This window comes from Nitratireductor sp. PBL-C9, assembly GCF_050877045.1.
GTDB classification, from domain to species: domain Bacteria; phylum Pseudomonadota; class Alphaproteobacteria; order Rhizobiales; family Rhizobiaceae; genus Nitratireductor; species Nitratireductor aquimarinus.
Window position 1 is genome coordinate 596,879 of record NZ_JBPAXW010000001.1, and the last position, 26,357, is coordinate 623,235.

22 protein-coding genes are annotated in these 26,357 nt (G+C 61.1%); 7 read left to right on the forward strand and 15 right to left on the reverse strand.

The genetic code is table 11. The annotated features are described in order from the left end of the window. Positions 1 to 5 precede the first annotated feature (5 nt). Both ACRTG1_RS02830 and ACRTG1_RS02835 read right to left on the reverse strand, forming a co-directional pair. The gene (locus ACRTG1_RS02830; protein ID WP_432515732.1) at positions 6 to 455 is read right to left on the reverse strand and encodes a tripartite tricarboxylate transporter TctB family protein; all 450 of its coding nucleotides are present in this window, start codon (positions 453 to 455) and stop codon (positions 6 to 8) included. Positions 456 to 528: 73 nt separating this feature from the next. Then, positions 529 to 1,512: a tripartite tricarboxylate transporter substrate binding protein gene (locus ACRTG1_RS02835; RefSeq protein ID WP_206552999.1), complete on the reverse strand. Its 984-nt coding sequence runs from the start codon at positions 1,510 to 1,512 to the stop codon at positions 529 to 531. Positions 1,513 to 1,628: 116 nt separating this feature from the next. Between ACRTG1_RS02835 and ACRTG1_RS02840 the strand changes: the two genes are divergently transcribed. Together ACRTG1_RS02840 and ACRTG1_RS02845 are read left to right on the forward strand one after the other, a co-directional pair. After that, on the forward strand, positions 1,629 to 3,338 hold the full coding sequence (locus ACRTG1_RS02840; RefSeq protein ID WP_432515733.1) for an IlvD/Edd family dehydratase: 1,710 nt from the start codon (positions 1,629 to 1,631) through the stop codon (positions 3,336 to 3,338). A gap of 200 nt (positions 3,339 to 3,538) precedes the next feature. After that, complete coding sequence (locus tag ACRTG1_RS02845) at positions 3,539 to 4,447, forward strand: NAD(P)-dependent oxidoreductase (RefSeq protein ID WP_113156572.1); 909 nt, start codon at positions 3,539 to 3,541, stop codon at positions 4,445 to 4,447. 191 nt (positions 4,448 to 4,638) lie between these two features. Here ACRTG1_RS02845 and ACRTG1_RS02850 read toward each other — a convergent pair whose 3' ends face one another. The 5 genes from ACRTG1_RS02850 to ACRTG1_RS02870 form a co-directional block, all read right to left on the reverse strand. Continuing rightward, positions 4,639 to 5,418 (reverse strand): FadR/GntR family transcriptional regulator, encoded by a 780-nt coding sequence (locus ACRTG1_RS02850; protein WP_317089607.1) that lies wholly within the window; start codon positions 5,416 to 5,418, stop codon positions 4,639 to 4,641. Next, complete coding sequence (locus ACRTG1_RS02855; protein WP_113156570.1) at positions 5,411 to 6,403, reverse strand: ABC transporter ATP-binding protein; 993 nt, start codon at positions 6,401 to 6,403, stop codon at positions 5,411 to 5,413. Before ACRTG1_RS02855 ends, ACRTG1_RS02850 begins: the two co-directional genes overlap by 8 nt. Continuing rightward, positions 6,396 to 8,333, reverse strand: a complete 1,938-nt coding sequence (locus tag ACRTG1_RS02860) for a dipeptide/oligopeptide/nickel ABC transporter permease/ATP-binding protein (RefSeq protein WP_113156569.1) — start codon at positions 8,331 to 8,333, stop codon at positions 6,396 to 6,398. The genes ACRTG1_RS02855 and ACRTG1_RS02860 overlap by 8 nt, the downstream gene beginning before the upstream one ends. Then, positions 8,333 to 9,277: an ABC transporter permease gene (locus ACRTG1_RS02865; RefSeq protein ID WP_113156568.1), complete on the reverse strand. Its 945-nt coding sequence runs from the start codon at positions 9,275 to 9,277 to the stop codon at positions 8,333 to 8,335. The genes ACRTG1_RS02860 and ACRTG1_RS02865 overlap by 1 nt, the downstream gene beginning before the upstream one ends. Before the next feature lie 218 nt (positions 9,278 to 9,495). After that, the gene (locus ACRTG1_RS02870; protein ID WP_206545117.1) at positions 9,496 to 11,052 is read right to left on the reverse strand and encodes an ABC transporter substrate-binding protein; all 1,557 of its coding nucleotides are present in this window, start codon (positions 11,050 to 11,052) and stop codon (positions 9,496 to 9,498) included. 138 nt (positions 11,053 to 11,190) lie between these two features. Here ACRTG1_RS02870 and ACRTG1_RS02875 point away from each other — a divergent pair, with 138 nt between their 5' ends. From ACRTG1_RS02875 to ACRTG1_RS02890, 4 genes are all read left to right on the forward strand, one after another. Continuing rightward, complete coding sequence (locus ACRTG1_RS02875) at positions 11,191 to 12,444, forward strand: Zn-dependent hydrolase (RefSeq protein ID WP_432515734.1); 1,254 nt, start codon at positions 11,191 to 11,193, stop codon at positions 12,442 to 12,444. Positions 12,445 to 12,680: 236 nt separating this feature from the next. Beyond that, entirely contained in the window at positions 12,681 to 12,830 is a 150-nt protein-coding gene (locus tag ACRTG1_RS02880; protein WP_206549169.1) for a histidine phosphatase family protein, read from the forward strand. A 919-nt stretch (positions 12,831 to 13,749) separates the two neighbouring features. Next, positions 13,750 to 14,313 (forward strand): PTS sugar transporter subunit IIA, encoded by a 564-nt coding sequence (locus ACRTG1_RS02885; RefSeq protein WP_206549170.1) that lies wholly within the window; start codon positions 13,750 to 13,752, stop codon positions 14,311 to 14,313. Positions 14,314 to 14,509: 196 nt separating this feature from the next. Then, a complete protein-coding gene (locus tag ACRTG1_RS02890) occupies positions 14,510 to 16,201 on the forward strand; it encodes an FMN-binding glutamate synthase family protein (protein ID WP_297561358.1) in 1,692 nt (563 codons plus the stop codon). Positions 16,202 to 16,260: 59 nt separating this feature from the next. Here ACRTG1_RS02890 and ACRTG1_RS02895 read toward each other — a convergent pair whose 3' ends face one another. The 6 genes from ACRTG1_RS02895 to ACRTG1_RS02920 are packed head-to-tail and all read right to left on the reverse strand — an operon-like array spanning position 16,261 to position 21,649. Then, a complete protein-coding gene (locus ACRTG1_RS02895; protein WP_206553005.1) occupies positions 16,261 to 16,854 on the reverse strand; it encodes a dihydroxyacetone kinase subunit L in 594 nt (197 codons plus the stop codon). A 1-nt stretch (position 16,855) separates the two neighbouring features. Then, positions 16,856 to 17,851: a dihydroxyacetone kinase subunit DhaK gene (locus tag ACRTG1_RS02900; protein WP_432515735.1), complete on the reverse strand. Its 996-nt coding sequence runs from the start codon at positions 17,849 to 17,851 to the stop codon at positions 16,856 to 16,858. A gap of 8 nt (positions 17,852 to 17,859) precedes the next feature. Continuing rightward, positions 17,860 to 18,663 (reverse strand): HpcH/HpaI aldolase family protein, encoded by an 804-nt coding sequence (locus tag ACRTG1_RS02905; protein ID WP_113156560.1) that lies wholly within the window; start codon positions 18,661 to 18,663, stop codon positions 17,860 to 17,862. Then, positions 18,660 to 20,186 (reverse strand): tripartite tricarboxylate transporter permease, encoded by a 1,527-nt coding sequence (locus tag ACRTG1_RS02910; RefSeq protein ID WP_206545124.1) that lies wholly within the window; start codon positions 20,184 to 20,186, stop codon positions 18,660 to 18,662. The genes ACRTG1_RS02905 and ACRTG1_RS02910 overlap by 4 nt, the downstream gene beginning before the upstream one ends. Positions 20,187 to 20,211: 25 nt before the next feature. Then, positions 20,212 to 20,670, reverse strand: a complete 459-nt coding sequence (locus ACRTG1_RS02915; RefSeq protein WP_297562968.1) for a tripartite tricarboxylate transporter TctB family protein — start codon at positions 20,668 to 20,670, stop codon at positions 20,212 to 20,214. Position 20,671: 1 nt separating this feature from the next. Further along, positions 20,672 to 21,649, reverse strand: coding sequence for a Bug family tripartite tricarboxylate transporter substrate binding protein (locus ACRTG1_RS02920; RefSeq protein ID WP_113156557.1), 978 nt, complete (start codon positions 21,647 to 21,649; stop codon positions 20,672 to 20,674). 180 nt (positions 21,650 to 21,829) lie between these two features. Here ACRTG1_RS02920 and ACRTG1_RS02925 point away from each other — a divergent pair, with 180 nt between their 5' ends. After that, complete coding sequence (locus ACRTG1_RS02925) at positions 21,830 to 22,834, forward strand: LacI family DNA-binding transcriptional regulator (RefSeq protein ID WP_432515736.1); 1,005 nt, start codon at positions 21,830 to 21,832, stop codon at positions 22,832 to 22,834. 199 nt (positions 22,835 to 23,033) lie between these two features. Here the strand turns inward: ACRTG1_RS02925 and ACRTG1_RS02930 are convergent, their stop codons facing one another. Both ACRTG1_RS02930 and ACRTG1_RS02935 read right to left on the reverse strand, forming a co-directional pair. Further along, positions 23,034 to 24,008 (reverse strand): hypothetical protein, encoded by a 975-nt coding sequence (locus ACRTG1_RS02930; protein WP_432515737.1) that lies wholly within the window; start codon positions 24,006 to 24,008, stop codon positions 23,034 to 23,036. A 50-nt stretch (positions 24,009 to 24,058) separates the two neighbouring features. Beyond that, positions 24,059 to 26,332 (reverse strand): vWA domain-containing protein, encoded by a 2,274-nt coding sequence (locus tag ACRTG1_RS02935; RefSeq protein WP_432515738.1) that lies wholly within the window; start codon positions 26,330 to 26,332, stop codon positions 24,059 to 24,061. Positions 26,333 to 26,357: the final 25 nt, after the last annotated feature.

Below are 26,357 nucleotides of genomic sequence, written 5' to 3' on the forward strand. Positions count from 1 at the left end.
CCTCCTCAGACGCTTGGGAAGAGCGGAACTGGCAGTTCCAGGAACCAGATGAAAAGAACCCAGATCATCCCGGTCACAGAGAGAACGGTTGCGGCGATACCAACCGGGCCGACAGGCCGGAGTATTGCCAGCGGTAAAAACAGCATCAGGGGTGTCGCCACGAGATAGCCCAGCCAGCGGATCGAGCTGATATAGGCCGCGATAAGCAGCACAAAGGCAACGCCAACCCCGACCGCTCGCCAGCGCGGCCCCGCCCGCTGCTGCGGTTGCGCTGAACCACCCCTTTCACGCCAGATTGCAGGCACAGCCTGCGCCAGGCCCAGCACCCCGAAAATGATCGTGACAGAGGCGAGCAGCTGTGGAAGGTAGCGTGCTTCAGGGGGATAATTCTCTGCAGAAATCAGCATGTAGGTCGCGATGCCGATAATCGCGAAAACAACCAGCGCGCGCGCCATGGCAATTCCCTTGAACCGTTGTGATTGGAGCTTTCACGGGGCCAGGAACCCCGTGAAAGCGAGCAGGGCCTGCCTACTGTCTCTGTTCCTGCACGGATGCCCAGATTTCGGCGTACTCGGCCTCCTGCGCCTGAAGGAATGCCGTGAAGTCATCGCCAAACATCGGGTCGAGCGTCATTGCCTGCTTTTCAGCAGCGGCAAGAAACTCCGGATCCTGCATGATGGTCCGGAAAGCTTCGATCAGCTGCTCGCGCGCCTCTTTCGGGAACCCTTTTGGAATGCCGTAGCCGCGGGAAGAACCGCCACTGACATCGTAGCCCAACTCCTTCGCCGTCGGCACGTCTGGCAGCTGGGGCAGACGCTCTTCAGTGAAGACGACGAGGGGGCGAAGGTTGCCCTCGACGATCTGCGGGTAGGTAATGCCGAGATTGTTGAAGCTAACGTCGACTTTCCCGCCCATAGCGGCCGTCCACGAAGGACCGTCACCTTTGAAGGGGACTTTCTGGAACTTCACATCAGCGCTGTTCTCGATTGCGATAGACGTGAAAAAGTCATCGCCCCCAAGCCCGGAATTGGCCACCGTGATGGTCGATGGATTGGCGCGCGCAGCCGCAATCAGGTCCTCGAACGTCTGGTACGGGCTGTCAGCAGCCACTACCGCCAGTCCCGGATCGGTGACGACATTGGCAATGAACTCGAGATCAGCGATGGAGTAGCTGATCGCGTCGTTCATGATGTAGTTCGTCGTTAGCATCGGCGTATTCACGATCGCGATCGTCGCGCCGTCAGGTTTCACCTGATGAGCCAGCTGCGTCCAGGCGATGGCGCCGGTGGCGCCCGGCTGATACTGGTTCACGAAATGCGCTCCACCAAGAGCTTCGGCCAGATAGGGCTGTACCAACTGCGCAAGAACGTCGGATCCACCCCCCGGCGAAAACCCCATGAGTACCGTCACACGGTCGCCCGGGCTGTAGAACGGCTCCTCAGCCGCGGCAGCCCCAGCTGCCAGCAACGCCGCAGCACAAAACACCGTGCGAATTCGAAATTGTCGATTCATCGAAATGTCTCCCTTTGGACCAACGCCTCTCCCCGGCGCTGAAAATTAGGGTAGACAAGCAGTGACGATGTTGTCAAATATATTGTTAACAATCTTGTTGCCGCTAAGGGAGTATCATGACATCTGCTCAAAAAGGTATGCGTAAAGGGCTTACGAACTATGGCGATTCCGGGTTCTCGCTGTTCCTGCGCAAGGCGTTCATCAAGGGCATGGGGTATAGCGACGATGCGCTCGACCGCCCCATTATCGGCATCGTCAACACCTCAAGCGGCTACAACGCCTGCCACGCGAACGTCCCGGACCTGATCGAGGCAGTCAAACGCGGTGTCATGCTATCGGGCGGATTGCCCATCCCCTTTCCCACGATCTCGATTCATGAGGCGTTTTCTCATCCAACCAGCATGTATCTCCGCAACCTCATGTCCATCGACACCGAGGAGCTCATTCGAGCTCAGCCGATGGATGCGGTGGTGCTGATCGGCGGTTGCGACAAAACTGTACCTGCACAGCTGATGGGGGCCGCCAGCGCGGGCGTCCCGGCGGTTCAGCTTGTTACCGGTCCGATGCTGACCGGCAGCCATCGTGGTGAGCGGGTCGGCGCCTGCACCGATTGTCGCCGCTTCTGGGGACGCTACCGGGCAGCCGAGATCGATGACACTGAAATCGCTGAGGTGAACAACCAGCTGGTGCCGGGCGGCGGAACCTGTGGCGTGATGGGCACCGCCAGCACAATGGCTCTGGTAACTGAAGCGCTGGGCATGATGCTTCCCGGTGGCGCAACGCCGCCAGCAGTTTCTGCAGACCGTCGGCGTATCGCAGAGTCGACGGGGCAGTGCGCCGTTGAGCTCGCCGCGGCTCGCCGAACCCCTGAGCAGATCATGACGCCGGAAGCATTCCGCAACGCGCTCATCGTGCTGCTGGCCATTGGCGGTTCGACGAATGCGATCATTCACCTGACCGCAGTCGCCGGTCGTCTCGGCATCCCGATTGACCTAACTGAATTCGATAATCTCAGCAGGCAGGTGTCGGTCCTGGTCGATCTAAAGCCTTCTGGTCAGAATTATATGGAGGATCTGCACGATGCCGGCGGCCTTACAACAATACTTCGTGAACTGCGCCCGCATCTCAACCTAGACTGCCTCACCGTGACGGGACGGACCCTGGGCGAGGAACTTGAGGCCGCCCGGCCCGCGTGGAAGCAGGATATCGTCGCCTCGGCCAAGGCACCGCTTTACCCTCAGGGTGGCATGGCTGTACTGCGCGGCAACCTTGCTCCTGGCGGCGCCATCATCAAACAGTCTGCGGCAAGCCCGGATCTTCTCAACCATCGCGGTCGGGCAGTCGTCTTCTCGTCGCTCGAGGACATGGCGACACGGCTTGATGATCCCGATCTGGATGTCGAGGCCAATGACGTCATCGTCCTGCAGAACGCCGGCCCGAAGGGTGCGCCGGGAATGCCCGAAGCAGGCTATATCCCGATCCCCCGCAAGCTTGCCGAGCGAGGGGTCAAGGACATGGTTCGCATCTCCGACGCACGCATGAGCGGCACTGCCAGCGGCACGATCGTCCTGCATATCTCTCCTGAAGCCGCCATTGGCGGCCCGCTCGGGCTGGTGCGTGACGGTGACATGATCGAGCTGAACGTCAGTGAGCGCCGGATCGAACTTCTGGTGGACGAGGCCACACTCGCCGAGCGCCGAAAATCCTTCACCGCACCGGTGCATGAAGGGGCCAAGCGAGGCTATATGAACCTTTATCTCAACACCGTTCTTCAGGCAGAAGAGGGTTGCGATTTCGACTTCCTGCGAGCGGACGGCAAGTCGTAAGGAAAGGGCAAAAGCGCAGCTCGGCAAGCAGACATCGCTGAGATTTTCTGCTGGCGAGCCGCCATGCGCCGAGGCGTCGCGGGTTTCATCCGCGACGAATCTGAAAGCTTCAGTCTCTCACCGTATCTGCAGCCAGCCAACTGTAAACAGCCAGGTGAACAGATCGGCTCGCCCGTATCGTCATATAATGGAGTGTAAGTATGACACAGAAACTGGGTTTCATCGGACTTGGCGCAATGGGCCTGTCGATGGCAAAGCATCTTGCTTGCAAGAGGTCTTCGGAGGAGCAGCAGCTGGTCGTTCTCGATATCGACGCCTCCCGCTTTTCCGAATTCGATGGTGATCCGCACGTGCGCGCTACAACCATCAATTCGGATTTTCAGGACGTCCAGTTCCTTTTTCTGTGTTTGCCAGACGGTGATGTTGTCGAAGACGTTCTGTTTGGTGAGGACGGTGTAGCCAGTTACCTCGCTTCAGATGCAACCGTCGTTGATCTCAGCACCACCGCGCACGGAAAATCGCTGGAGATCGGCCATCGACTGGCGGATCAGGGCATCAAGTTCCTCGACGCCCCGGTATCCGGCGCCCCTGCAGGCGCTGCCGCCGGCACCCTTACCATCATGTGCGGTGGTGATGTGACCACGTTTGAGGCTGCACAAAGCTATCTCGACCGAATGGGAAAGACGGTTCTGCACATGGGGCCTGCAGGTTCGGGCCAGCTAACCAAAACGTTCAATAACGTCATTTATGACATCAACATCGCCGCCCTGGCAGAGATCTTGCCTATCGCAATCTCAATGGAGCTGGATCCAGACAAGTTTGCGGAAGTCGTGACAACCGGAACGAGCCGCAGTTACGCCTCCGAGTATTTCGTGCCGCGTATCCTCAAACGCCTGTTTGATGAAGGCTACCCGCTGGGCAAGGCATACAAGGATCTCGTCAGCGTCGCGGCAGTCGGAGCGGAGGGAGCGTATCCGCTGCCGCTGACCGCTGCCGCTACGGCCATCTATCAGAACGCCCTGCGGCAGGGACATGGCGACAAGGACAAAGGTGCAATGATCCTGCCAGTCGAAGATCTACTCAATGTGAAATACACCACGAAAAGCTGAGAGCTAACGGCAGGTGACGAGATGGCGCTGTCCTTGCTCGCCGGACCACACGCCCCATGATCGTCTCTGCCTTCGGACCGGCCTGTGCGATACCTTGATCTGGCTTGCTGAGCGTTGTGCTGCTCGCGGCGCTCAGCAGCCAGAACGAAGGAGGAGTTCGTCCGGATAAGACTGCGACGGGGTTGGACCTGCTATCCCTTCCGGCGAATTTCGGCCCGTTCCAGCATGTAGCACTCCGCTGCTTCCATGTGGTCGCGCATGATCTGCGCGGCCCGCTCGCCGTCGCCGGCCTTGATCGCCCGCATCAGGCTGATCTGATAATGCAGGCCCGCCTCGCGCAGCGCCGGGTTCGGCTCCTTGTAGATCGCCCGGCACACGGTCATGTCGCGCAGAAGGCTGACAAGGAAAACGCAATTGAAGCCGAGCAGCGCGTTTTCTGCGTGGCGCGCCAGCTCGACGTGAAAGTCGAGTTCGGCGAGACGCTGCCGGTATTCCTCTTCCGCCGTCTCCGGTTCCGCCTCATAGAGTCGGATCTTGGCCTGCAGCGCGGTGAACGCCTCGGGCGAAAGACGCCCGGCGACACTCGCTGCAAGCTGCGGTTCAAGAACCTTGCGGATCGCATAGATCTCCGCGATGGACGGTGGCTTGAACAGGAAGAGATTGTCGAGCAGCCGGATTGCCTGATCGGCGCCGACAGTGGAGACAAACACGCCGCCGCCCGGTCCAGTCTTGCTGACAACGAGCCCCTGAAACTCAAGTATCTTCTGGGCTTCGCGCAGTGTCCCGCGTGATGCTTCCTGCGTTTCCGGCAACAGCCATTCATGCGGGATGCGGTCGCCGGGTCGGAGCCCGTGCGTGACGATCATCTCGCGTATGCGGTCGGCGATGATGTCCGGTCGCTTGCGGCGTTTGAGCACCGTTGAAAGCTGCGACGCCTCTGGAGCCGGTGGCGGACTGCTGCGGTCAGGCATCCTCGTTCTCTTTGACGGGGTGATGGCACGCCGCCATGTGCCCCGGATGACCGGGCGCGGCCTCGAGTGGTGGTTGCTCCGATTTGCATCGGTCGGTTCCGCGCGGGCAACGGGCAAAGAACGCACAGCCCTGCGGTGGATCATACGGATCCGGCAATTCTGTATTCGCATCTTCCGGGATGAGCGACCGCTTTCCCGGAACCGGTGCCGATTTCAACAGAAGATGCGTATAGGGATGCCGTGGTGCCGAAAAGATGCGCTCTGACGCGCCCAGTTCGGCAAGCCGGCCGAAATAGAGCACCGCCACCCGGTCACTGACGCTTTCGATCACCGAAAGATCGTGACTGATGAAGACATAGGTGAGGCCGAACGTCTTCTTGAGGTCGTCGAGGATGTTCAGAACCTGCGCCTGCACCGAGACGTCAAGCGCGGAAACCGGCTCATCAAGGACGATCAGTTCGGGGTCGGCGGCCAGCGCACGGGCGATGCCGATACGCTGTGCCTGCCCGCCTGAAAACTCGTGCGGATAGCGCTCCAGAAACTCCGGCGCGAGATTGACCGCCTCCATCAGCTCGCGCAGGCGCTTTTCGCGCGCCCCGCGGTCCAGTCCGAGCAGGTGTTTGAGCGGCGCTTCCAGAATGGTGCGGATCGTCTTGCGCGGATTGAGCGATGCGACGGGATCCTGAAAGACATACTGCACGCGCTGCGCAAGCTTCTGCGGATCGCGTCTGGCTTCGGCAACCAGATCCATCCCGTCGAAGGTGATCGCACCGCTGGTGGGCGTATCGAGACCGACGATCAGACGCGCGAGTGTGGACTTGCCGCAGCCAGATTCCCCGACAATGCCGAGCGTCTCGCCCCTGCGCACATCGAACGATATGCCCTGCACCGCATGCACCGCCGGCAGGGATTTTCCGAACAATGTGCGGCCACCGCCAAAGACCCGCTCCGCAGTGTCGATTTCCAGAAGGGGCGTGTCAGTCATCGGCGGTCTCCCCGGTCAGTGGGTAGAGGCAGCGCACGGCCTGCGTATCGCCAAGGCTGGAAAGTGCGATGTGCCCCCTGCGGCAATCGGGCTTCACCCGGGGGCAGCGTGCTGCGAAGGCACAGCCCGGCGGCAGATCGTTGACCACCGGCGGGCGCCCCTCGATCGCGTCGAGCCTCCGGCCGGGCTCGCCCAGAACCGGCACGCAGTCGATCAGCTTGCGGGTGTAGGGATGCGCCGGCGCATTGAGCACCTCTTCCGTCGTGCCCGTTTCGACGATGCGTCCCGCATACATGACGGCAACCCGGTCGCAGACGGCCGACACGACCCCGAAATCATGGGTGATGAACAGGATCGCCGCATTGCTTTCCCGCCTCAGCGTGTCCATCAGCGAGAGGATCTGCGCCTGCACGGTCACGTCCAGCGCCGTTGTCGGCTCGTCGGCGATGATGATCTTGGCGTCATTGGCGAGCGCCATGGCAATGCAGACGCGCTGCCGCATGCCGCCGGAAAGCTCATGCGGATAGACCTTCAGTCGCTCCGCCGGATTGGTGATGCGCACCAGACGCAGCAGCTCCTCGGCGCGCGCATCCGCCTCCGACCGCCGGATCGGCCGGTGCGCCATGATGGCCTCCGTAAGCTGGTCACCAATGGTGAACAACGGGTGCAGGGTGGACAGCGGGTCCTGAAACACATGGGAGACATCCGCGCCGCGCAACGCGCGGATACGCTCATCGCTGACGGCGAAAAGGTCTTCGCCGTCGAGCCAGGCGGCACCGCCCGTGATGCGGCCGGGCGGTGTCGGCACCAGCCCCATCAGCGACATGGCCGTCACCGATTTTCCCGAGCCGGATTCGCCGACAATGCCAAGGCATTCGCCCTGCTTCAGGTGCAGATCGATGCCGCCCACCGCGCGATAGACGTCGCCGCCGATGTGAAACTCCGTGTTCAGATCCGCCACTTCCAAAACGCTGTCGCCATGGGTCCGGGTTTCCGGCACCGTGCGGCGCTCAACGGCTGTGCGGGCCACGGGCCGCGTGAGCGCACCCGATTTCAGCCGCGGGTCGAGCACGTCACGCACGCCATCGCCCAGCAGATTGATGCTCATGACCAGCGCAAAAATCATCAGGCCGGGAATGATCGACACATGCGGCGCGGTGAAGAGGATCTTGCGGCCCTCGCCCAGCATTGAGCCAAGATCGGCCTGCGGCGGCTGCGCGCCGAGCCCGAGGAAGGACAGGCCGGCCGTTTCGAGGATCATCCAGCCAATGGTGGTCGACATGGTGATGATGATCACCGGCAGCACGTTGGGCAGGATCTCGCCAAACAGAATGCCCGCATTCGACTTGCCCGAAAGACGCGCCGCATCGACGAATTCGCGCCGCGACAGGCCGATGGTGATGCCGCGAATGTTGCGCGCGAAGAAAGGGATGTTCACCACAGCGATGGCGTAGAGCGCATTGAGCAGACCCGGCCCGAGCGCTGCCACGATGGCAAGTGCCAGCAGGATGTAGGGGAACGCCATCACCATGTCGATGCCGCGCATCAGGAAGGCGTCCACGCGCCCGCCCGCATAGCCGGCAACAAGCCCGATGAGCGAACCGAAGAAGGCGGCGATCAGCGTGGCCGAGATGCCCACGGCAAGGCTGACGCGCGTGCCCCAGACAAGCCGCGAGAGGATATCGCGCCCGAGCGCATCCGTGCCAAGCAGGTGCCCTTCCGTGAGCGGGCGCAACAGCCTGTCGGCAGGCGCTGTCGCGTCGGGGTCGGGCAGCGGCAGGAGCGGCGCCAGAAGCGCGGCCGCGATGATCAACACCAGCAGCACCAGCCCGGAAGCCGCAAGCGTGTTGTTGAGAAGCAGACGGATCGGACCGGGGCGGCCTGCCCCGCGCGCCCTTCCCTTCGCTGCGGTGGAAACGGCTTCACTCATCAGCGCAACCTCGGATCAAGAAGCGTCTGCACCACATCGGCGGCCAGATTGAAGAGAACATAGGCGGCGGCCACCACCAGAACACCGCCCTGCACCAGAAGCAGATCGCGGGTGGAAATGGCGTTAACCAGCATCGAACCGATGCCCGGCCACTGGAACACGGTTTCGATATAGACCGCACCGCCGAGCACGAACCCGGCCTGAATGCCGATCACCGGAATGACGCTGACAAGTGCGGCCTTGAAGGCGTGACGGTAAATCACGCGCCTTTCGCTCAGCCCCTTGGCGCGCGCGGTGCGAATGTAGTCCTGCCGAAGCACTTCAAGCATGGCCGTGCGGGTCAGCCGGGCGATAACGCCGGTGGCGACGACCGCCAGCGTCAGCGCCGGCAAAAAGAGGTGATGAAGCAGGTCCGGCAGATCGCCGCCACCATAAATGGCGTACATGCCACTGGCGGGGAACAGCCGGATCTTGACGGCGAACGCCAGGATGAGAAGCAGGCCGAGCCAGAAGGACGGTATCGAAATGCCGATCAGCACCAGAACGGTGATCACCTTGTCTGCCAGGCCATACTGGCGCACGGCCGAGACGACGCCCGCCAGAAGCCCAAGGATCGAGCACAGCACCAGCGCAGTGCCGGCCAGGATCAGCGTGGCCGAGAAACGCTCAAGCACCTCGTCCAGCACCGGTCGGTTGAGCGCATAGGAGCGTCCGAGATCGCCCTGAAGAAGGTTCCCGAGCCAGATCAGATATTGCTGGGGCAGTGGCTTGTCGAGGCCGAGATCGGCATTGATCCTGGCCACGTTCTCAGGCGTCGCATAGGAACCGAGAATGGCCGTTGCCGGGTCGCCGGGGATCATCGCCATGATCAGGAAGACGATGATCGAAAGTCCGAACAGGACAGGGATGGCGGCAAGGAGGCGCTTGGCTATGTAGGCTGCCATGGCTGGGGCCTCGTTTCAGATTCGGTTATGGGCGCGGTTCGCCTTTGGTCCGGTGCCCTGCATGCCACCCTCGCCCTTCGCCTTTCGACAAGCTCAAGAGGCTCGGGATGAGGGCTGTGGATGCGCAGTGCGTCGTTTGAACATCTTGCATGTGCGCCGTCGTCCCACCCTCATCCTGAGCTTGTCGAAGGACGAGGGCGGGAACCACGTTCACACCCCTAGGGCTTGGCCACGTCCTGCAGCATGAGGAAGAAGGACGGCTGGAGCTTGAAGTTCTCGACATTCGCGCCGGTCACCGCATTCTGCTTCCAGTTGGCGACGAAGACCCACGGTGCATCGTCCTGAACGATCTCCTGCATCTCCTTGTAGAGCGCAGCGCGTTCGTCCTGATCGGTCGAGGTACGGGCCTTGTTCAGGAGTTCGTCGACCTTCTCATTGGCGTAGTAGCCGGAGTTGAACCCGCCCTTTTCGGGCCAGGCTTCCGAGCGCAGCGCCAGGAAGGGCAGCGTGTCCGGCGAGTTGGTCATCCATGCCATTTCGGCCATGTCCGCCTTGCCTTCGAGGCCGGGATTCACCTTGCCAAGGAACGTGTTCCACTCATAGGTCTCGATGTTGACCTTCATGCCCACGGCCTGCAGATCGGCCTGAATGGCCGTGCCCATGGCGATGGGGTCGAGCATGCCCGAGCCGCCCTCGGTGACGTAGAAGGTCAGTTCTTCACCACCGTAACCGGCCTCTTCCAGAAGCTGTCGGGCCTTGTCCGGATCATAGGGATAGGGCTGCAGCTCTTCATTGTAGGCCCATGCGAAGGCCGGCGGCGTCGGGCCCGCGGCCACGTCTGCCGTGCCCTGCAGGATGTTCTCGACCAGCGCCTTCTTGTTGATGGCGTAATTGGCAGCCTGACGCACCGCCTTTTCGGTGAACGGCCCCTCCTTCATGTTGAGGATGAGGAACCAGACATGCGGGCCCGCCTGCTCGTAAACGCTGAAATTCGCGTCATCGCGGAACTGCTGCAGGCTGTCCGGCGGCACCTCCACCATCACGTCCAGACCACCGGAGAGCATTTCGGCAATGCGGGTGTTGGTGTCGGTAATCGGACGGTAGATCACGGCCTCGAGCGGCGGCGCGCCATCCCAATAGTCTTCGTTGCGTGTAATGACGACGCGGGAATTGGCCTGCCATTCCTCGAACCTGAAGGCCCCGGTTCCGACCGGGTTGCGGCCGTAGTCCTTGCCGTGTTCCTTCACCGCCTCGGGCGAAACGATCAGGCCTGTCGGATAGGACAGGTTCGACAGGAAGGGCGCGAAAGGCTCTTTCAGCGTGAACTCGACAGTCAGGTCGTCCACCGCCTTCACCGCGTCCACAGACGAGAAATAGAAGGCGAGCGGGAACGGTCCCGTGTCGTGATAGGGGTGATCTTCGTTCAGCATGCGGTCGAAGTTGAACTTCACCGCTTCCGCGTTAAGCGGCGTGCCGTCATGAAACGTCACCCCTTCGCGCAGCTTGAAGGTGTAGGTGATCCCGTCATCGGAAATCTCCCAGCTCTCCGCCAGCGCCGGTTCCGGCTCCAGCGTGCCGTCCTTGTAACGGGTCAGGCCATCATAGACGTTCATCAGGATGCGGAAATCGTTCACGGCTGTCACCGCATGGGGATCAAGCGACTTCGGCTCCGCGATCTGCCCCACAACCAGAACGTTGGGCGGGGTCTGCGCAAAAACCGGCGATGCGAAGAACATCGTACCGGCAGTCATGGCGGCTGCAATCAGTTTCCTCATGGAGGTTCCTCCCTCTGTTGCCCATAATTAATCCTAACAATCTATCCATTGGCAAGCATTTATTATAATAAATAGACGGTGCGTCATTTCTCCGGGCTCATCGACGCCGAATAAACGTTTGAAAAACAGGCACGTCTCATGGCCAACACACCCGTCATAAATTCACAGCGCCTGCGCGCCCTGCTCGACGGGGTCAACACATTCGGTCGCAATCCGCAGACCGGCGGCTTCAACCGCGTCGGCTACAGCGACGCGGACATGGCCGTGCGAAACTGGTTTCTGGAACAGATGCGCGCTGATGGGCTGGCCGTGCATCGCGACCCGGTCGCCAACCTGTTCGGAAGATACGGCCCGGCGGACGGTCCATGCATCATGGCCGGTTCGCATCTCGACACCGTGCCCGAGGGCGGCGCCTTCGACGGAGCGCTCGGTGTCTGTGTGGCGCTCGAATGCGTGCGCGCCATGAAGGACGCCGGCTTCACGCCGACGACCGCGATCGAAGTGGTCGCCACCGCCGAGGAGGAAGGACGGTTCGGCGGCATGCTGGGCTCGCAGACCATCGCTGGCCTGGTGACCGGCCAATGGCTGGATGAAGCCCGCGACGCCGACGGTATCCGACTTGCCGACGCAATGGGCGACCAGGGCCTGAACATCCGTGAGGCGCTCGACGCCGCCCGCCCGCCCCGCGACGTCAAAGCCTTCCTCGAACTTCACATCGAACAGGGTCCGGTACTGGAACAGGCTGGCATCCCCGTCGGGATCGCCGACAGTGTCGCCGGCGTCATCAATCTCGCCGTGTCGCTGGTCGGCCGCGCCAACCATTCAGGCACCACGCCGATGGCGCTCCGCGCCGACGCCTTCGCCGGTCTCTCGGCGGTCGGCCAGGCGGTGCGTGGCGTGATTGCCGAACACGGCGGAGAGCGCAGCCGCATCACCATCGGCAAGGTGGCGCTTCAGCCCAATTTCATTCACACCGTGCCGGGCTGCGCCGATTTCATCATCAACATCCGTGACACCGATCCCGGCACGATGGCGGCTCTCGCCCAGGCCATGGAACAGGCCGTGCGCGATGCAGCGCAGGTAAACGGCCTCAGCTTTTCCATCGAGGAGCAGAGCCGGATGGAACCGGTCCGTCTCGACGGTGCACTCGTCTCACTGTTGAACGGGGAAGCGGGCCAGCTCGGGCTGAAAGCCCTCACCATGCCATCCGGTGCCGGCCACGACGCCCAGACGATGCAGACCCTGTGCCCCTCCGGCCTGATCTTCGTACCGAGCCAAAATGGCGTCAGCCATGCGCCGGAGGAGTGGACCGACTGGGAAGCCATAGAAAAAGGCACACAGCTGATGCTGTCAGCGCTCATCAGGCTCAGCGGCTCCGTTGCCGCAAAATAGCGGCACGTATTCCAGGCATTCACCGCATCAAAGAATGCCCCGCACAATCGCGATAGAGTTTGCAGATACCAGCCCGGTTGCCGGAGGCAAAATGGTGACCGGGAGGCGCAGTGACTTGCGATTGGCGGCTAACGGGTCCCCAGATTTTCTCCCGGCAGCCCAGTCTACTGTTCTCCGCCCGGAACTCCGACGGATATTTTCTCACTCGAACGGGAACGTCTGCCCTAAAAAAGCTAATGTTCGTCCGGCACGGGGAAACCCAGTGGAACGCCAGTCGCAGGCTGCGAGGGCATGTTGATAGTTCGATCACATCCAATCTGAAGTGGGCCTTTGAAACCGCCAAGTTGCTCGGAATGGAGGGCCGGTTTCGACACCATGCGGCGTAAGGGCACAGCGGCGCACCGAGAGTTGTTTTTGTTTTTATTTCAACTATGTAGAAGGCATGGATAAAAAGTCGTTCCTTATATTCCGTCGCGGTTGCCGGATGATGCATGTCATCGCCCGGGGCGGATCTATATAAGTGATGTAACCTTATTAGTTCGGCTCCGGGTCGTTTTCTTGAAAGAGAGATCGCCTGTTCTTTTGCGCAGTTTTGACTGTGTATCTGGAGTTCGACATGTCCATCCGTTCCACGCTGTCCCTATGCCATGGCTGTACTGCCAGTCTGCCCCGCGCTGCGGTCCGGTGCCCTTGGTGCTCAACCCTGATAAATACCCTCTCCGGCGGCGTTCCGTTCGCCGATTACAAGGCGCGCCTTCGCGGCTGCGGGCAAATCCGGCCTGGCAGCAAAGTGCACGGTCTGAGGGCTGGCGGGAGATGACAGCCTGCGGCCTGTTGGTCGCAGCCGCCTCTTTGGTCTGACAGTCAGGACTGTCCAGAATTCACAATGGTTTCGCAGGAGCCAAAACGCCATGGCGTTATCAATCTCATCTCCAATCGAACGTGTGCGCATCCAAATCGGATCGTGACCCTGGCGCTGGCCTAACGGCGCCAGGGAGATGTTCTGCAAAGACTAAGGTTCAGAATTATGGAGAAGAGACATGGCCAAGAGAAAAGGCGACCAAAAGCGGAAGCAGCCAAAGGGCAAGAAGAAGAGCAACCTCAACCAGCCCGATCCAGTGGCCGATCAGCTTATGCCCGCAAAACGCAAGTAGGCGCGCTCATTCATTCAGCGCAGAGAAGCTCGCAGACCCGCCCTGTGGCTGTGGCAGGGTGGGTCTGCGCTCTGCCTACAGGAACAATCCGTCCGGTCCTGCCAAAGGCGGACCCACAATCCTTCTAAATGGGATGAAAGGAGGGCGTGCGATGATACCCGTTCGTGTTTCCTTCGCTGTCGATTTTTCAACTGATAGAACATCAAACACCCGCAAGGCGGCCTTGTGGTCTCTCGCCGCCCGGGTCGCAGATTTGCTGCCAGAGGCCAGCAAACTCGATATTGCAAGTGCCCTCTACGCGCGCGAAAGGCTGGGAACCACTGCCATGGGCGGCGGTGTCGCCCTGCCGCATACGGTGCTCACTGATGAAGACGCCTCAATGATTGTGGTGCGGCGTCTCGAGAGGCCGGTGGAGTTTGATGCTCCAGACGGCATGGCCGTCGACACACTCGTCGCCCTGATGGGTGGCAAACATGACATCAAGTGGCTGCGCGCAGCCCTGCTGCGGCTCGGCAGACTGGCGCAGCAAGGCCCGCTCAGGCATCAATTGCGCATGGCCGCAACGCAGAACGAGGTCGCAGCAATACTCATCGAGCTCGGTCTTGATGTTCATTTCGATCAGAAACTCTGTGACACAGGGGGCGATTTCCGCTCCGAAGGGAGAGCTGGGTTGGGCCTGATTGGCAGCGCACAACACTTCACCGCCGTTCGGTAAGAATTCAGGGCAAGCTCCAGCCGGGGCCGCCGGGTTTTCCGGCGGCAATCCGTTCGACCATGCACCAATGCATACAAATGATCACCGCAGGCCATCAATCCTGTGCTATCAGCTGGTGCTACGGAAAAACTCAAACAGCGGCTTCTGTCACGTCCCCCGCTCTTGTTACCTTGCGCACTTCCTGGACCTGTTCGAAATGCTCAACAAACTGATCTCAAGCCAACGTTACACGGTGTTTGTCTTATGCGGGCTCATAGCCCTGGCTGCACTGGTTGGCACGGTGCTTTACACCCCCTGGTTTCTGCTACCCGCCGTCATCTCGACCGCGCTGTTTCTGGTAGGCGTCCATGATGTTCGCCAGAGGCGGCATTCCATCCTGCGCAACTATCCGGTGGTCGGGCATCTGCGGTTCCTGCTTGAAGGCTTCCGGCCCGAAATCCGGCAGTACATCATCGAAAGCGATCATGAAGAGGTGCCGTTCAGCCGCGAGGCCCGCGCACTTGTCTACCAGCGGGCCAAAGGTGAGGAAGACAAGCGCCCCTTCGGTACGATCGAGAACGTCTATGGTTCAGGCTATGCATGGCTGACGCACTCGGCCACCCCCGTTACCATTGCTGATACCGACTTCCGTGTTCGCATCGGTGGTCCCGCCTGCCGCCAGCCGTATAACTCCAGCCTGTACAATATTTCAGCCATGAGCTTCGGTTCGCTGTCGGCCAATGCCATCCTCGCGCTCAACACAGGCGCACGAAAAGGCGGCTTTGCCCACGACACCGGCGAAGGCAGCATCAGCCGCTATCACCGCCAGGGTGGAGGCGATCTCGTTTTTCAGGTTGCATCCGGATATTTTGGATGCCGCTCGGATGATGGCAGTTTCTCGCCGGAGAAGTTCGCAGAGCTTGCCGCCGACCCACAGATCAAGATGATTGAGGTCAAGCTAAGCCAGGGCGCCAAGCCCGGTCACGGCGGCATGCTGCCGGCGTCGAAGATTTCCCCGGAGATCGCCGAGGCTCGCGGCATTCCCATGGGCATTGACTGCGTGTCGCCTCCTGCGCACTCCACATTCTCCACCCCCACCGGCCTGATGGAGTTCCTCGGTCAGCTACGCGAGCTTTCCGGAGGAAAACCCGTTGGTTTCAAGCTCTGCATAGGGCACCGCCGCGAATTCATGAGCATGGTCAAGGCAATGCTGAAGACCGGCATTGTTCCCGATTTCATCGTTGTGGACGGTGCAGAGGGAGGAACGGGGGCCGCTCCGGTAGAATTTGCCAACCGGGTCGGCATGCCGATGCTGGAAGGCTTGACGTTTGTGCACAATACGCTGCGCGGCGCCGGCATTCGCGATCAGGTCAAGATCGGTGCTGCTGGCAAGATCATCTCCGCATTCGATATTGCCCGCGCCATTGCGCTCGGTGCGGACTGGTGCAACGCCGCCCGCGGCTTCATGTTTGCCGTTGGATGTATCCAGGCACAGGCATGCCACACCAACAAGTGCCCCGTTGGCATCGCCACCCAGGACCCGGTGCGTCAGCGCGGCGTCGATGTTGCCGACAAGAGCGAACGCGTAGCCCGCTTCCACAAAAACTCCATGAAGGCGCTGGGTGAACTTGCAGGGGCAGCGGGCCTGAGCCACCCCAGCAACTTCATGCCCTACCACTTCATGTTCCGGCAGAAAGACAATGAGTTCCTCGATGGCAATGAGGTCTATCCCTATCTCCCCGATGGATTTCTTTCTGCTCAAACGGAAATTCCAGAACTTGCCGAATGGTATAGCCGTTGGGAGCGCGCCAACGCAGACAGCTTCGCTCCACCACTCATCCCGCAAGCCGCATTCGAACGTCGACAGATCAAATCGATGCCCTCGAAACAGCACGAAGTGGCAAAGTAAGTCACGACCCGGGCTGATCGCTTCGTGACATCAGATGGAGCGGGGTGCGCAGATCCGCCTCAGCGCAGCCCCTCCGTGATAACCACGAGCGCCAGTTGTCCGGGGTCAGGAAGGCCTATGGATTTTTCCGCAAAGATGCGCGCGCGCCCCGCCTGATTTGGCTTTTGCGTGAACTCTTCAACCGTATCCTTCGCAGCCTTGAGGGCAACATCGATCAAAGCGCCGGACTGTGTCGCCTCAAGCGCGCGAACCTGTGCGTCCAGCCCATCCAGAACGGTTTTCTCGCCAAGGGAAGATTTGCCCCGCGCCAGCATTGCGTCACGCGCCTGAGCCAGCAGCCCGGCGATCTCGTCGGCCTCGAACTCTTTTCTGTCCCTGAGCGTCTTCGCTGCCGCCATCATGCCGGTGGATACAAGCGTGCCGAAGGAGGAGGAAGACGCCTGCTGGAAGGTTTTGGCCATTTCGAAAAATGCACGACCGGCATCCTCGTTCAGATCAAGCTTTGCGCAGGCTGCGAAACCCTCGGCGACGGTGATGCCCAGATCGCCATCGCCCAGTTGCGCATCAGCTTCACACAGGAAGTCGCGGTTCTCTCGGGCATGGTCGGCGATGCGTGCGAGAGCCGCCTTCAGTTCACTGGACGTGATCGGCATGTCAGACCTTCCAGAACGCGCAGTTGGCCGGAGCCAGAAGAAGGTCTTCCAGTTCCTCGTCGAGCTTGAGAATGCTCAGTGACGCGCCCGTCATCTCCATCGAGGTGGCATAGCGCCCGACCAGAGGCATGACCACCTCCACGCCGATCTCCGAGAGACGCCCGGCAAGGCGGCGGTAGAGAATGTACAGCTCCTCATGGGGCGTGGCGCCCAGCGAATTGACCAAAACGGAGACACGATCCCCCATTGCGAGCGGACGATCTGCCTGCAATGTGTCGAACATCTCATCGAGGATGTCGTCCGCGGGCTTGATCGGACCACGCCAGGTACCAGGCTCCCCGTGGATGCCCATGCCCATTTCCATCTCGTCCTCGCCGATGACGGAGCTCGGCTTTCCGAGCTGCGGGATGATGCAAGGCGTCATCGCCATGCCCATCGACACGACATTGTCGGAAGCCTTTTTGGCCAGCCGGGCAACCTCGTCGAGATCCGCCATGCGCTCGGCAGCTGCGCCGGCGATCTTGAAGGCATAGATCATGCCGGCAACGCCCCTGCGCTTCTCCACCTCGTCGCGCGACGCGGAGGCTACATCGTCACTGACCGCGTGAGAGGCGGTGCGAATGTCATCTTCGAAGGACACCATCTCCGCCGCCATGTCGAAGTTCATGACATCGCCGCCGTAATTGCCGTAAAGGCAGAGAACCCCTGCCCCGGCATCGACTGCCCGGATGGTTTCCGCCATCTGGTCCGCCGACGGGCTGGCGAAGACGTTGCCGATGGCGCAGCCATCCAGCAATCCCGTGCCCACATAGCCCGTGAAAACCGGCAGATGCCCGGAGCCGCCTCCGGTCACGATACCGACCTTGCCCTTGGTCCTTTCACCGGAGCGCACGATGATCCGGTGCGCCGGTTTGGAATAGATTTCAGGATGCGCCGCGACGAGCCCATCGAGCATTTCGTCAACATAGTTCTGCGGATCGTTCAGGATCTTCTTCATGATTTTCCTCAATAGGTCAGGCTTGGGGAGTCAGTTCCGGCTTCCGGCGAGAGTTCCGCCAGCATCTGCTGGTGCGCCAGGCGCGAAGCACCGAACAGAAGGCCCACATCGCTCGGGCCGACAATGAACTGGTAGCCGGCGTCACGAAGCGCGGCATAGCTGCGACCACCGCCGGTGATGGTTCCGAGGCGCAGTCCGACATCGCGTGCGGTCTCCTCGATCTGCTCCTTCAGCTTCTTCAGTTCGTGGTGTTCAAGCTGCTCCAGAAGGCCAATGGAGCCCGACAGATCGTTGGGGCCAACAAAGGCCATGTCGATCCCGTCAACAGCGGCGATGTCCTTCAGACGCGCCACCGCATCGACATGCTCGCACTGCACCATCACCAGCAGATCTTCATGCGCCTTCTGCGCATAATCGGCGTTGCGCCCATAAAGGGAGCCGCGCACGATGGGTGCCGCATAACCGCGCGCACCGCGTGGCGGATAAAGGCAGGACCGGGCAATGGCCCTGGCCTGTTCAACGGAATTGACCATCGGCACGATGATGGACTGCGCACCGCGATCCAGTGCGCGCTTCAGCGTGGTATCGGAGGAATCCGGCACCCGCAGCACGGCCTGACCGCCTGCGGCCTGCACGGCGCGTATCAGGCTGAGACCATCTTCCAGCGGCGCGGCCCCATGTTCACAGTCGATTACCACGACATCCCAGCCCGCGTTCACGACAATGTCGCAAGCCTCCGGCGATCCGGTGTTGATCCAGGTGGCGGCGATGGTCTCACCGGCCATGAGGCGTTGTTTCAGAAGGTTGGTCATGCGTCGTTTTCCATGGTTCGCGGAGTTTTGTCCGGGCGGATGATCGCCCGGATTGCACGGTAGAGGCACAGGCCCCAGATCAGGATCGCCGCGACGCCGAGAACCAGCGAGATATCGCGCGAGAAGAAGGGCAGAAACTCGCCCTGGGATTTAATCATCGAGGTCATGAAGTTCCGCTCCAGCACCTTGCCCAGCACGACGCCGAGAATTGCCGGCGCAAGCGGGATGCCCCCCAGCGTCATGGCAAATCCGACAATGCCGAGCGTGATGATGATCCAGATCGAAAAGGCGGAGTTCATCACTGCGAAACCGCCAATCAGAGACAGGCCGAGGATCAGCGGCATGAGCAGGCTTTTGGACATGCGCATGAGCTGGCTGGCAAGCAGGATGGCCACCGCGCCGGTGAAGACCATCGCCACATTCGCCAGCAGGAATGCACCGAAAAGCGTGTAGACGAGATCGCCGCTGCGCTCGAAGATGTCGGGTCCGGGGTTCAGCCCTTTCATCATCAGAACGCCGATGGCGATGGCCGTTACGCTGTCTCCGGGAATGCCAAAGATGAGCGCAGGCGTCCAGGCGCCGCTGACTGCGGCATTGTTGGAAGCGCCGCCATCGACGATGCCCTCATAATGCCCCTTGCCGTATTTCTCCGGTGTTTTCGAAAACCGGCGTGAGACCGCATAGGCAATCCATGCAGCGACATCAGAACCGGCCCCCGGCAAAACACCGATGAAAACACCCAGAGGCCCGGAGCGGATCACACTGACCCAGCGCTGGCACACCACCTTGAACGCATCGCCGATAGCCTGCCGCAGCGGCTCCATTTTTAACGATTTCGCTTCAGAACGCGGGGTCCTGGGCTCCAGCGCTGCACGGAACAGCTCTGTAAGCGCAAAAAAGCCGATCATTGCCGAGATGAAATTGACGCCGTCATAAAGATCGTAGAGGCCGAATGTGTAGCGCGGCATGCCGACCGCGACATCAATGCCGACACAGGCAATCGCCAGGCCGATAAACAGGCTGGCGAAGGTCTTCGCCGGCGGCGCGTCCGACACGAAAACGGCGCAGCTCAGGCCCAGCGCCGCGAGCCAGAACATCTCATAGCTTGAGAAATTGGTCGCGAAACCGGCCAGCATCGGTGCGGCGAGACTGAGTGCAATCACGCCGATCACCCCGCCGGCCGCACCGGAAAACAGCGAGACGAAAAGAACAGTGCGCGGCTTGCCCGCATGGGCGATGGTGGAACTGTCGGCCACATAGGCCGCTGACGCCGGAGTTCCGGGAATGCGCAGCAATGCGCCGCTTATGTCGCCAGCGAAGATGCCCGTTGACGTCGTTGCCACGATAGCGGCAATGGCCGGCACCGGATCCATGAAGAAGGTGAACGGCACAAGCAGCGCCACCGCCATGGTTGCCGAGAGACCGGGCAGCGCGCCAACCAGCGCACCGTAAAGTGTGCAAAGCACGATTGTCAGCAGAAGTGCCGGGTCTGCGAGCTGCGAAAGGACCGCTGTAAAGTCCATGGATCAACCTCCCTCCACTTTCGCCTTACCAGGCAACCGGCAGGAGAAGGCCCCAGGGGAGTGCAACCTTCATGATCGAATAGAAGATGAAGTGGAACACTCCTGTCGCCAACACCGAAAGCAGAAGCGCTGCAGGCAGCGAACCGCCGAAAAACAGGGTCGCGGCGAAAAGCAGCGCGACGGTGGAAATGTGGAACCCGACCGGGTCCAGCGCCAGAGCGTAGAGCACGATCATGGCGACGAGCAGCGCCACGCGAACGACACCCCGGCGATCGATCCGCATTGCCACTGCGCGGCTGCTCTTTTCACGACCGAAAAATATGAGCAGGCCGGACAGGGCCATCCCGAAAGAAACGATCTTTGGAAAGAAGCCGGCTCCGAAAGCAGTGCCCGCGGGGGGATCGAACCCCCACGCGCCTGCAAACATGGCCGCGCCGGCGGCGATCAGGGCCAAGCCTGTCACCGCATCGCGGGTGAACTGCATGTTACTGACCCTTGGCCATCCCGATTGCCTTGACGGTGCTGCCGAGGCCTTCGTCATACTGCGTCATGAGGTCGAGCAGTTCCTTGCTGCCACCCCAGACCACCGGGGCGCCAAGGCCGGCGCGGAACTCTGCCCATTCCTTCGTTTCCACGATGTCCTTGAGAGCCGCTTCATAGCTGCAAGCAATGTCTTCCGGCATGTTGGCCGGTGCCGAGATGGTCGTGTAGGCAGACAGGGTCCAGCCGCTCGGCAGTTCCTTGGCCGTGAGCGGCACATCGGGATACGCCTCACTCGGCTTGTCGCTCATATAGGCAAGAGCCTTGACTTCGCCGGCATCGATGAGCGTCTTTCCTTCCAGAAGCGATGGCGTGACCATGTCGACGCCTCCGGCCAAAAGCTCCTGCAATGCGCTCGCCGAACCTTCGGAGGGAACCCAGCGGATGGTCTCGGCTTCAAGCCCTTCGGCATTAAGCATGCCGGCAAGCGCCAGATGCCAGATACCGCCGAGCGCCGTTCCCGATGCCGTCAGTGTGCCGGGGTTCTCGCGTGCGTGATCCAGCAGCTCCTCGAGAGAGCCGAACGGGCTGTCCTTGGAAACCAGCACACTGGCCGCAGGCTGATTGATGAGCGCGATCGGGGTTATGTCGTTATAGGTCAGATCGGTGAGACCGAACCAGTGCATCGTGTTGATCTCGACCGTTGCGGCGCCGATCGTATAGCCATCCGGCTTCGCGCGGGAGATGGCCGAATGCCCCACGACACCGTTGCCGCCCGTGCGGTTGACGACGTTGAAGGGAACGCCAAACTTCTGCTGAAGCATGGTTGCGAGCTGGCGCGTATTGGTGTCCGTCGTGCCGCCTGCGCCCCACGGGACGATGACGCTCACCGGTCGTTCCGGCTTCCAGTCGCACGCCGCATAAGCCGCAGAAGTCCAGGCTGTCGCCGCAAGCGCGACCACAGACACAATTGTCCTTTTCATGATCTCTCTCCCAAGATTTGCGGGTCGAAACCCTCTCCATCCTTCAAAAGCATGACACGGGTATTGGAGCCTAGTCAATCGTTTTAGTAAAACGATTGACTTCAACCGATGAGTGATTGACGTATGCCCCATATCAGGCAACAAGCTGACAGGCAGGGGAACAAACAACAGCGGACCACGATGAAGGCACGCGTAACGCTGAAAGACATCGCTGCGGCGACGGGGCTCTCCGTCTCAGCCGTCTCGCTCGCACTGCGCGGCGACAGGCGCTTTCCAAAGGAGACGCTTGATCGCGTACGCACAGCGGCAGATCACCTTGGCTATATCTACAATCAGGGCGCGGCCGATCTGCGCATGTCACGCAACAATACGATTGCCGTCTGTCTCGGCGAGCTTTCAAACCCGATATTCAACGACATGCTGATTTCCGCAGAGCGTGAAATCCACCGTCGCGACCGGCGGCTTCTCCTGGGCATCACGCGGGAATCGCGCGAGCGTCAGGCCGACTTTTTGCGGCAGGCCTTACAGATAGGCTGTGAAGCCCTGCTTCTCTGCCCGGCCTATGGAACCACACGCTCCGATCTGGATGAGATCCTTGTGAGAAACGGCCGGCTGCTCCTGCCGACGGTGCTTTTCTTCCGTTCAATCGACGGCTTCGCCGCACCCCAGGTGGTGAGCAACGAATTTCATGCCGGGCAATTGTCGGCGCGCGCAGCGATGGATGCCGGGCATCGGCGCATGTACTGGATCGGCGGCGGGCAGGAAACCAGCGCCTCCCGGCAACGCGAAGCAGGCGCGGTATCCGAGTTTCGTCAAGCGGGGCTTGAGCCCGTCGGCATTCTCCACGGCCCGACCTCACGCGCTTTCGGGTTCGAGGCGGCAACGCGCATTCTCTCCGAAGACAGGGCCGATGACATCGCCCTGCTTTGCTTCAGCGATCTGATCGCGCTTGGGGTGATCTCGGCCTGTCACAAAATGGGCCGGCGTCCCGGCGAAAACGTCTCGGTAATCGGTTGCGACGATATGGACGAGGTACAGTTTTCCGTGCCGTCGCTGACCACCATCCGCACTGACATTGAGAGTATCATTCACAGAGCGATGCAGGCTGCTGTGGACCACGAAGAGGCCCACACCGTCACGTTCGAGCCAAAGCTGGTGCTGAGGGACAGCCTGCGCACCTTGTAGAGACGCCCCCACCTGAGTGGTTTGTCGTTTCACGAGAACAGTCGCACTCAAACACACTGAACGGCACGGCAATATAGCGGACACGGTGGCGTCCTGACCGGGTTGGTCGATGTCATTTCTCTGCCAATAGACCATCGCCGGCGGCTTCCCGTCCCATGATTGCCCCAAGGGAGAGGCCCCCGCGCCGCATTGCGTGGGCTCAGGGGCAAAACTCGCCCGGCGCAGCAAATTCCGGCCCGCGCGCACATTCGTAAGCGCTGGCCCCGAACACTGCCGGTTGCCCGTCGATCCCCGAAAACGACGCCAGCCTTTTCCAGATCGCGGCAACCGAGTCATCGAGCAGTCCACCCCAGCGATAGGCGGCATCCATTCCTTCGTCCTGCCCGAGGTTCACATCGATGACGGCTTCAATCGCCCACTCGGGAATCTGCGGGTCGGAAGGAGCCATGTCTGACTCAATACTGTCGACCTCGCCCAGCAGCAGATCGGTGGCCACCACCGAAGTCACGACATTGTCCGAGGAAACCGGCCATGGGTTTTCGGAAACGGCGCTGACAGGCTCCATTTCTCCCCACGCGGCTGCCGTCTCGATCGGCGAACCAAGGTCGAGGCAGGGGGCACCAAAGCAAATCTCGTCCTGTGCGAGCTTCGCGTCCATTTCCATACGCCCGGCGGCCAAAATCATGGCCCTGCTGCCCATCACCGGCCTGGTAATCAACCGCCACCCCGCATGTGGGCCAACACCGAATTCACTGGCATTCGCCACGTTTTCACGACCCAGCGTATCAACGAGGTTTTGGTGAATGGCTGGTCCGAGATTGAAGCGAACCACTTCGATATAGCTGATGGGAAGAGGTGCACCGCCCGGCTCCGCCTCAATCCAGTTCGTCGCGTAACGAAGCCGATAGCGCACTCTTTCCAGCGCTTGTTCAGATATTTTAAGAGCAAAAACAGACAGGGGTATCGGACCAATATCAGCGGCGGGCAAAAAGGCAGATCGCAGATTGGCAGGGGAAAGAGCCCCGTTGATTTCGTCCCGCAACCGGTCCGGGTCAACTGCAGTGTAGCCGCTCTCGTTTACGAACTGCGCATGTGGATCCGCATGTACGGCATGCGGAACAAGGCCCGTCATCATTGCCGCCGAGAAAAGGGCAATTGCGATTGTGGTTTTCATCGTGCCTCCGGAACTGCGCGAAGATAGGTCAGCTTGCTGCATTGCTTCGCTTACTCCACATCAATGATGGCGCGACCGAGCACCGCCTGGCCAGAGATGTCAAGATAACGGAACTCGTAGCGACCGGGCTGCTCGGGCATGACGAAGGTCAATGCCCCCTCCGGATCGATCGGTTGTGCGGAGATCCACGCAAACAGCGCCTGATCTTCCCGAGCCAGCGCAATACGCTGATCCGCGCCGTCCGAACCTCCGGTCCATGTAACAGTCACGGTTTCGCCCGGTGCGGCAGCCCGAGGGGCCGACAGGCCCGCGCCTTCATCGAGGCTGGCCGTGGCTTCAACCACCTCAACGACATGCCGACCGAGCGTGACCCCACCTTCATTGAGCACATAGCGCAATTCATAGAGGCCCGGCTCATCGGGAGCAGTTATGTCGCGCTGCGTATCCGCGCCCACGCGGTGGAAAATCGTATAGGCCCCCTCATCGGCGCCCACCGGAACAATAGTCACCCAGTCACGTGGATGCACAGGAACAGACCAGGAGAACCGCAGAGTGTTCCCGGCGCGAACCCTTTCCGGCCCCGTGATGGATGCCTCGGCACCGGTGATTTCTATCGGCGCGCGAGCCAGCGTGACACCGCCTTCATTGAGAACGTAGCGCACCTCGTAGAGACCTGGTTCGGCCGGCGCTACAAGGTCACGCCCATCGTCCGAGCCCACCCGATGGAAAGCCGTGTAGGTCCCCTCATCGGCCCCCACCGGAACAATGGTCACCCAGTCGCGCGGATGAACGGGGTCGGACCAGGTGACACCAAAGCTGCTGCCCGCCATCGCCGTTTCCGGCGCGCTTATCGAGGCCTCAGCCCCCATGACTTCGATCGGCGCGCGGGCAAGCGTGACACCGCCTTCATTGAGCACGTAGCGAACCTCGTAGAGACCCGGATCAGCCGGGGCAACAATGTCACGCCCATCGTCCGAGCCAACGCGATGGAAGACCGTATAGGTGCCCTCATCGGCGCCCACCGGAACAATGGTCACCCAGTCGCGCGGATGAACGGGGTTGGACCAGGTGACACCAAAGCTGCTGCCCGCCATCGCCGTTTCCGGCGCGCTTATCGACGCCTCAGCCGCCATGACTTCGATCGGCGCGCGGGCAAGCGTGACACCGCCTTCATTGAGCACGTAGCGCACCTCGTAGAGACCCGGATCGGCCGGCGCTACAAGGTCACGCCCATCATCCGAGCCAACGCGATGGAAAGCCGTGTAGGTTCCCTCATCGGCACCCACGGGAACAATGGTCACCCAGTCGCGCGGATGAACAGGGTCGGACCAGGTGACGCCAAAGCTGCTGCCCGCCATCGCCGTTTCCGGCGCGCTTATCGACGCCTCAGCCGCCATGACTTCGATCGGCGCACGGGCAAGCGTGACATCCCCATCGTTCAGCACATAGCGCACCTCGTAGAGACCCGGTTCGGCCGGCGCTACAATGTCACGCCCACCGTCCGAACCGACGCGATGGAAAGCCGTATAGGTGCCCTCATCAGCGCCCACGGGAACAATGGTCACCCAGTCGCGCGGATGAACAGGGTCAGACCAGGACACGGCGAAGCTGCTGCCCGCCATCGCCGTTTCGGGCGCGCTGATCGACATTGCCGGCAATTCGGCTTCCGGTTCGGGGAGCGGTTCCGGTTCAGGGGCCGGTTTCGCTATGGTTTCTCCAACCTGCTTGACGGCGGCGGCGAGTTGGGCGGCATCTTGAGCAGGCAGGAACATTCCTCCTGTGTTCTTGGCGATGCAGGCGAGGTGTTGGTGCTCGTCAGTGGCCAGATCGAAGCCGATGACATGGGTGGTGAACGCCACGCCCTGCCTGGCAAGCTGCTCCGACAACGCGCACGGATCTGCGTCACAGTTTTCGACCCCATCAGAAATCAGAACCACGGTCGCTGGCGTGTCACGCCACGAGAGTTCCTCGGCAGCGTGCTGCACCGCTGCCGAAAGAGGCGTGCGTCCCAAGGGCATGATCCCGTTGACGACCTGCTGGAAAGCATCGCGATCCACCGGGCCCACAGGCATCGCCGTTTCGATGTCAGAGCAGAGGCCCTTCTCACGATGGCCATAGGCGACAAGCCCCAGATTCGTGGAAGCTGGCCAGGTCGCCAGCAAATCGCTCATCGCCTCCCGGGCGATCTCGATCTTGGGCACGCCGTCGATCTGGCCCCACATGGAACCCGAGGCATCATAGACGACCATCACATCGCCGGCTTGCAGTGTTGTGGTGGCCAGAAGCGAGATGCCCAGAGCCGAAACAGCCATTAGCGCTTTCATATTGGTTCCCCGATTTTGCTTTTGC

What these genes read in the sequence shown, in the direction of transcription:
- ACRTG1_RS02830 (WP_432515732.1), bottom strand. Translation starts at nt 455, where the DNA reads ATGGCGCGCGCGCTGGTTGTTTTCGCGATTATCGGCATCGCGACCTAC.
- ACRTG1_RS02835 (WP_206552999.1), bottom strand. Translation starts at nt 1,512, where the DNA reads ATGAATCGACAATTTCGAATTCGCACGGTGTTTTGTGCTGCGGCGTTG.
- ACRTG1_RS02840 (WP_432515733.1), top strand. Translation starts at nt 1,629, where the DNA reads ATGACATCTGCTCAAAAAGGTATGCGTAAAGGGCTTACGAACTATGGC.
- ACRTG1_RS02845 (WP_113156572.1), top strand. Translation starts at nt 3,539, where the DNA reads ATGACACAGAAACTGGGTTTCATCGGACTTGGCGCAATGGGCCTGTCG.
- ACRTG1_RS02850 (WP_317089607.1), bottom strand. Translation starts at nt 5,418, where the DNA reads ATGCCTGACCGCAGCAGTCCGCCACCGGCTCCAGAGGCGTCGCAGCTT.
- ACRTG1_RS02855 (WP_113156570.1), bottom strand. Translation starts at nt 6,403, where the DNA reads ATGACTGACACGCCCCTTCTGGAAATCGACACTGCGGAGCGGGTCTTT.
- ACRTG1_RS02860 (WP_113156569.1), bottom strand. Translation starts at nt 8,333, where the DNA reads ATGAGTGAAGCCGTTTCCACCGCAGCGAAGGGAAGGGCGCGCGGGGCA.
- ACRTG1_RS02865 (WP_113156568.1), bottom strand. Translation starts at nt 9,277, where the DNA reads ATGGCAGCCTACATAGCCAAGCGCCTCCTTGCCGCCATCCCTGTCCTG.
- ACRTG1_RS02870 (WP_206545117.1), bottom strand. Translation starts at nt 11,052, where the DNA reads ATGAGGAAACTGATTGCAGCCGCCATGACTGCCGGTACGATGTTCTTC.
- ACRTG1_RS02875 (WP_432515734.1), top strand. Translation starts at nt 11,191, where the DNA reads ATGGCCAACACACCCGTCATAAATTCACAGCGCCTGCGCGCCCTGCTC.
- ACRTG1_RS02880 (WP_206549169.1), top strand. Translation starts at nt 12,681, where the DNA reads ATGTTCGTCCGGCACGGGGAAACCCAGTGGAACGCCAGTCGCAGGCTG.
- ACRTG1_RS02885 (WP_206549170.1), top strand. Translation starts at nt 13,750, where the DNA reads ATGATACCCGTTCGTGTTTCCTTCGCTGTCGATTTTTCAACTGATAGA.
- ACRTG1_RS02890 (WP_297561358.1), top strand. Translation starts at nt 14,510, where the DNA reads ATGCTCAACAAACTGATCTCAAGCCAACGTTACACGGTGTTTGTCTTA.
- ACRTG1_RS02895 (WP_206553005.1), bottom strand. Translation starts at nt 16,854, where the DNA reads ATGCCGATCACGTCCAGTGAACTGAAGGCGGCTCTCGCACGCATCGCC.
- ACRTG1_RS02900 (WP_432515735.1), bottom strand. Translation starts at nt 17,851, where the DNA reads ATGAAGAAGATCCTGAACGATCCGCAGAACTATGTTGACGAAATGCTC.
- ACRTG1_RS02905 (WP_113156560.1), bottom strand. Translation starts at nt 18,663, where the DNA reads ATGACCAACCTTCTGAAACAACGCCTCATGGCCGGTGAGACCATCGCC.
- ACRTG1_RS02910 (WP_206545124.1), bottom strand. Translation starts at nt 20,186, where the DNA reads ATGGACTTTACAGCGGTCCTTTCGCAGCTCGCAGACCCGGCACTTCTG.
- ACRTG1_RS02915 (WP_297562968.1), bottom strand. Translation starts at nt 20,670, where the DNA reads ATGCAGTTCACCCGCGATGCGGTGACAGGCTTGGCCCTGATCGCCGCC.
- ACRTG1_RS02920 (WP_113156557.1), bottom strand. Translation starts at nt 21,649, where the DNA reads ATGAAAAGGACAATTGTGTCTGTGGTCGCGCTTGCGGCGACAGCCTGG.
- ACRTG1_RS02925 (WP_432515736.1), top strand. Translation starts at nt 21,830, where the DNA reads ATGAAGGCACGCGTAACGCTGAAAGACATCGCTGCGGCGACGGGGCTC.
- ACRTG1_RS02930 (WP_432515737.1), bottom strand. Translation starts at nt 24,008, where the DNA reads ATGAAAACCACAATCGCAATTGCCCTTTTCTCGGCGGCAATGATGACG.
- ACRTG1_RS02935 (WP_432515738.1), bottom strand. Translation starts at nt 26,332, where the DNA reads ATGAAAGCGCTAATGGCTGTTTCGGCTCTGGGCATCTCGCTTCTGGCC.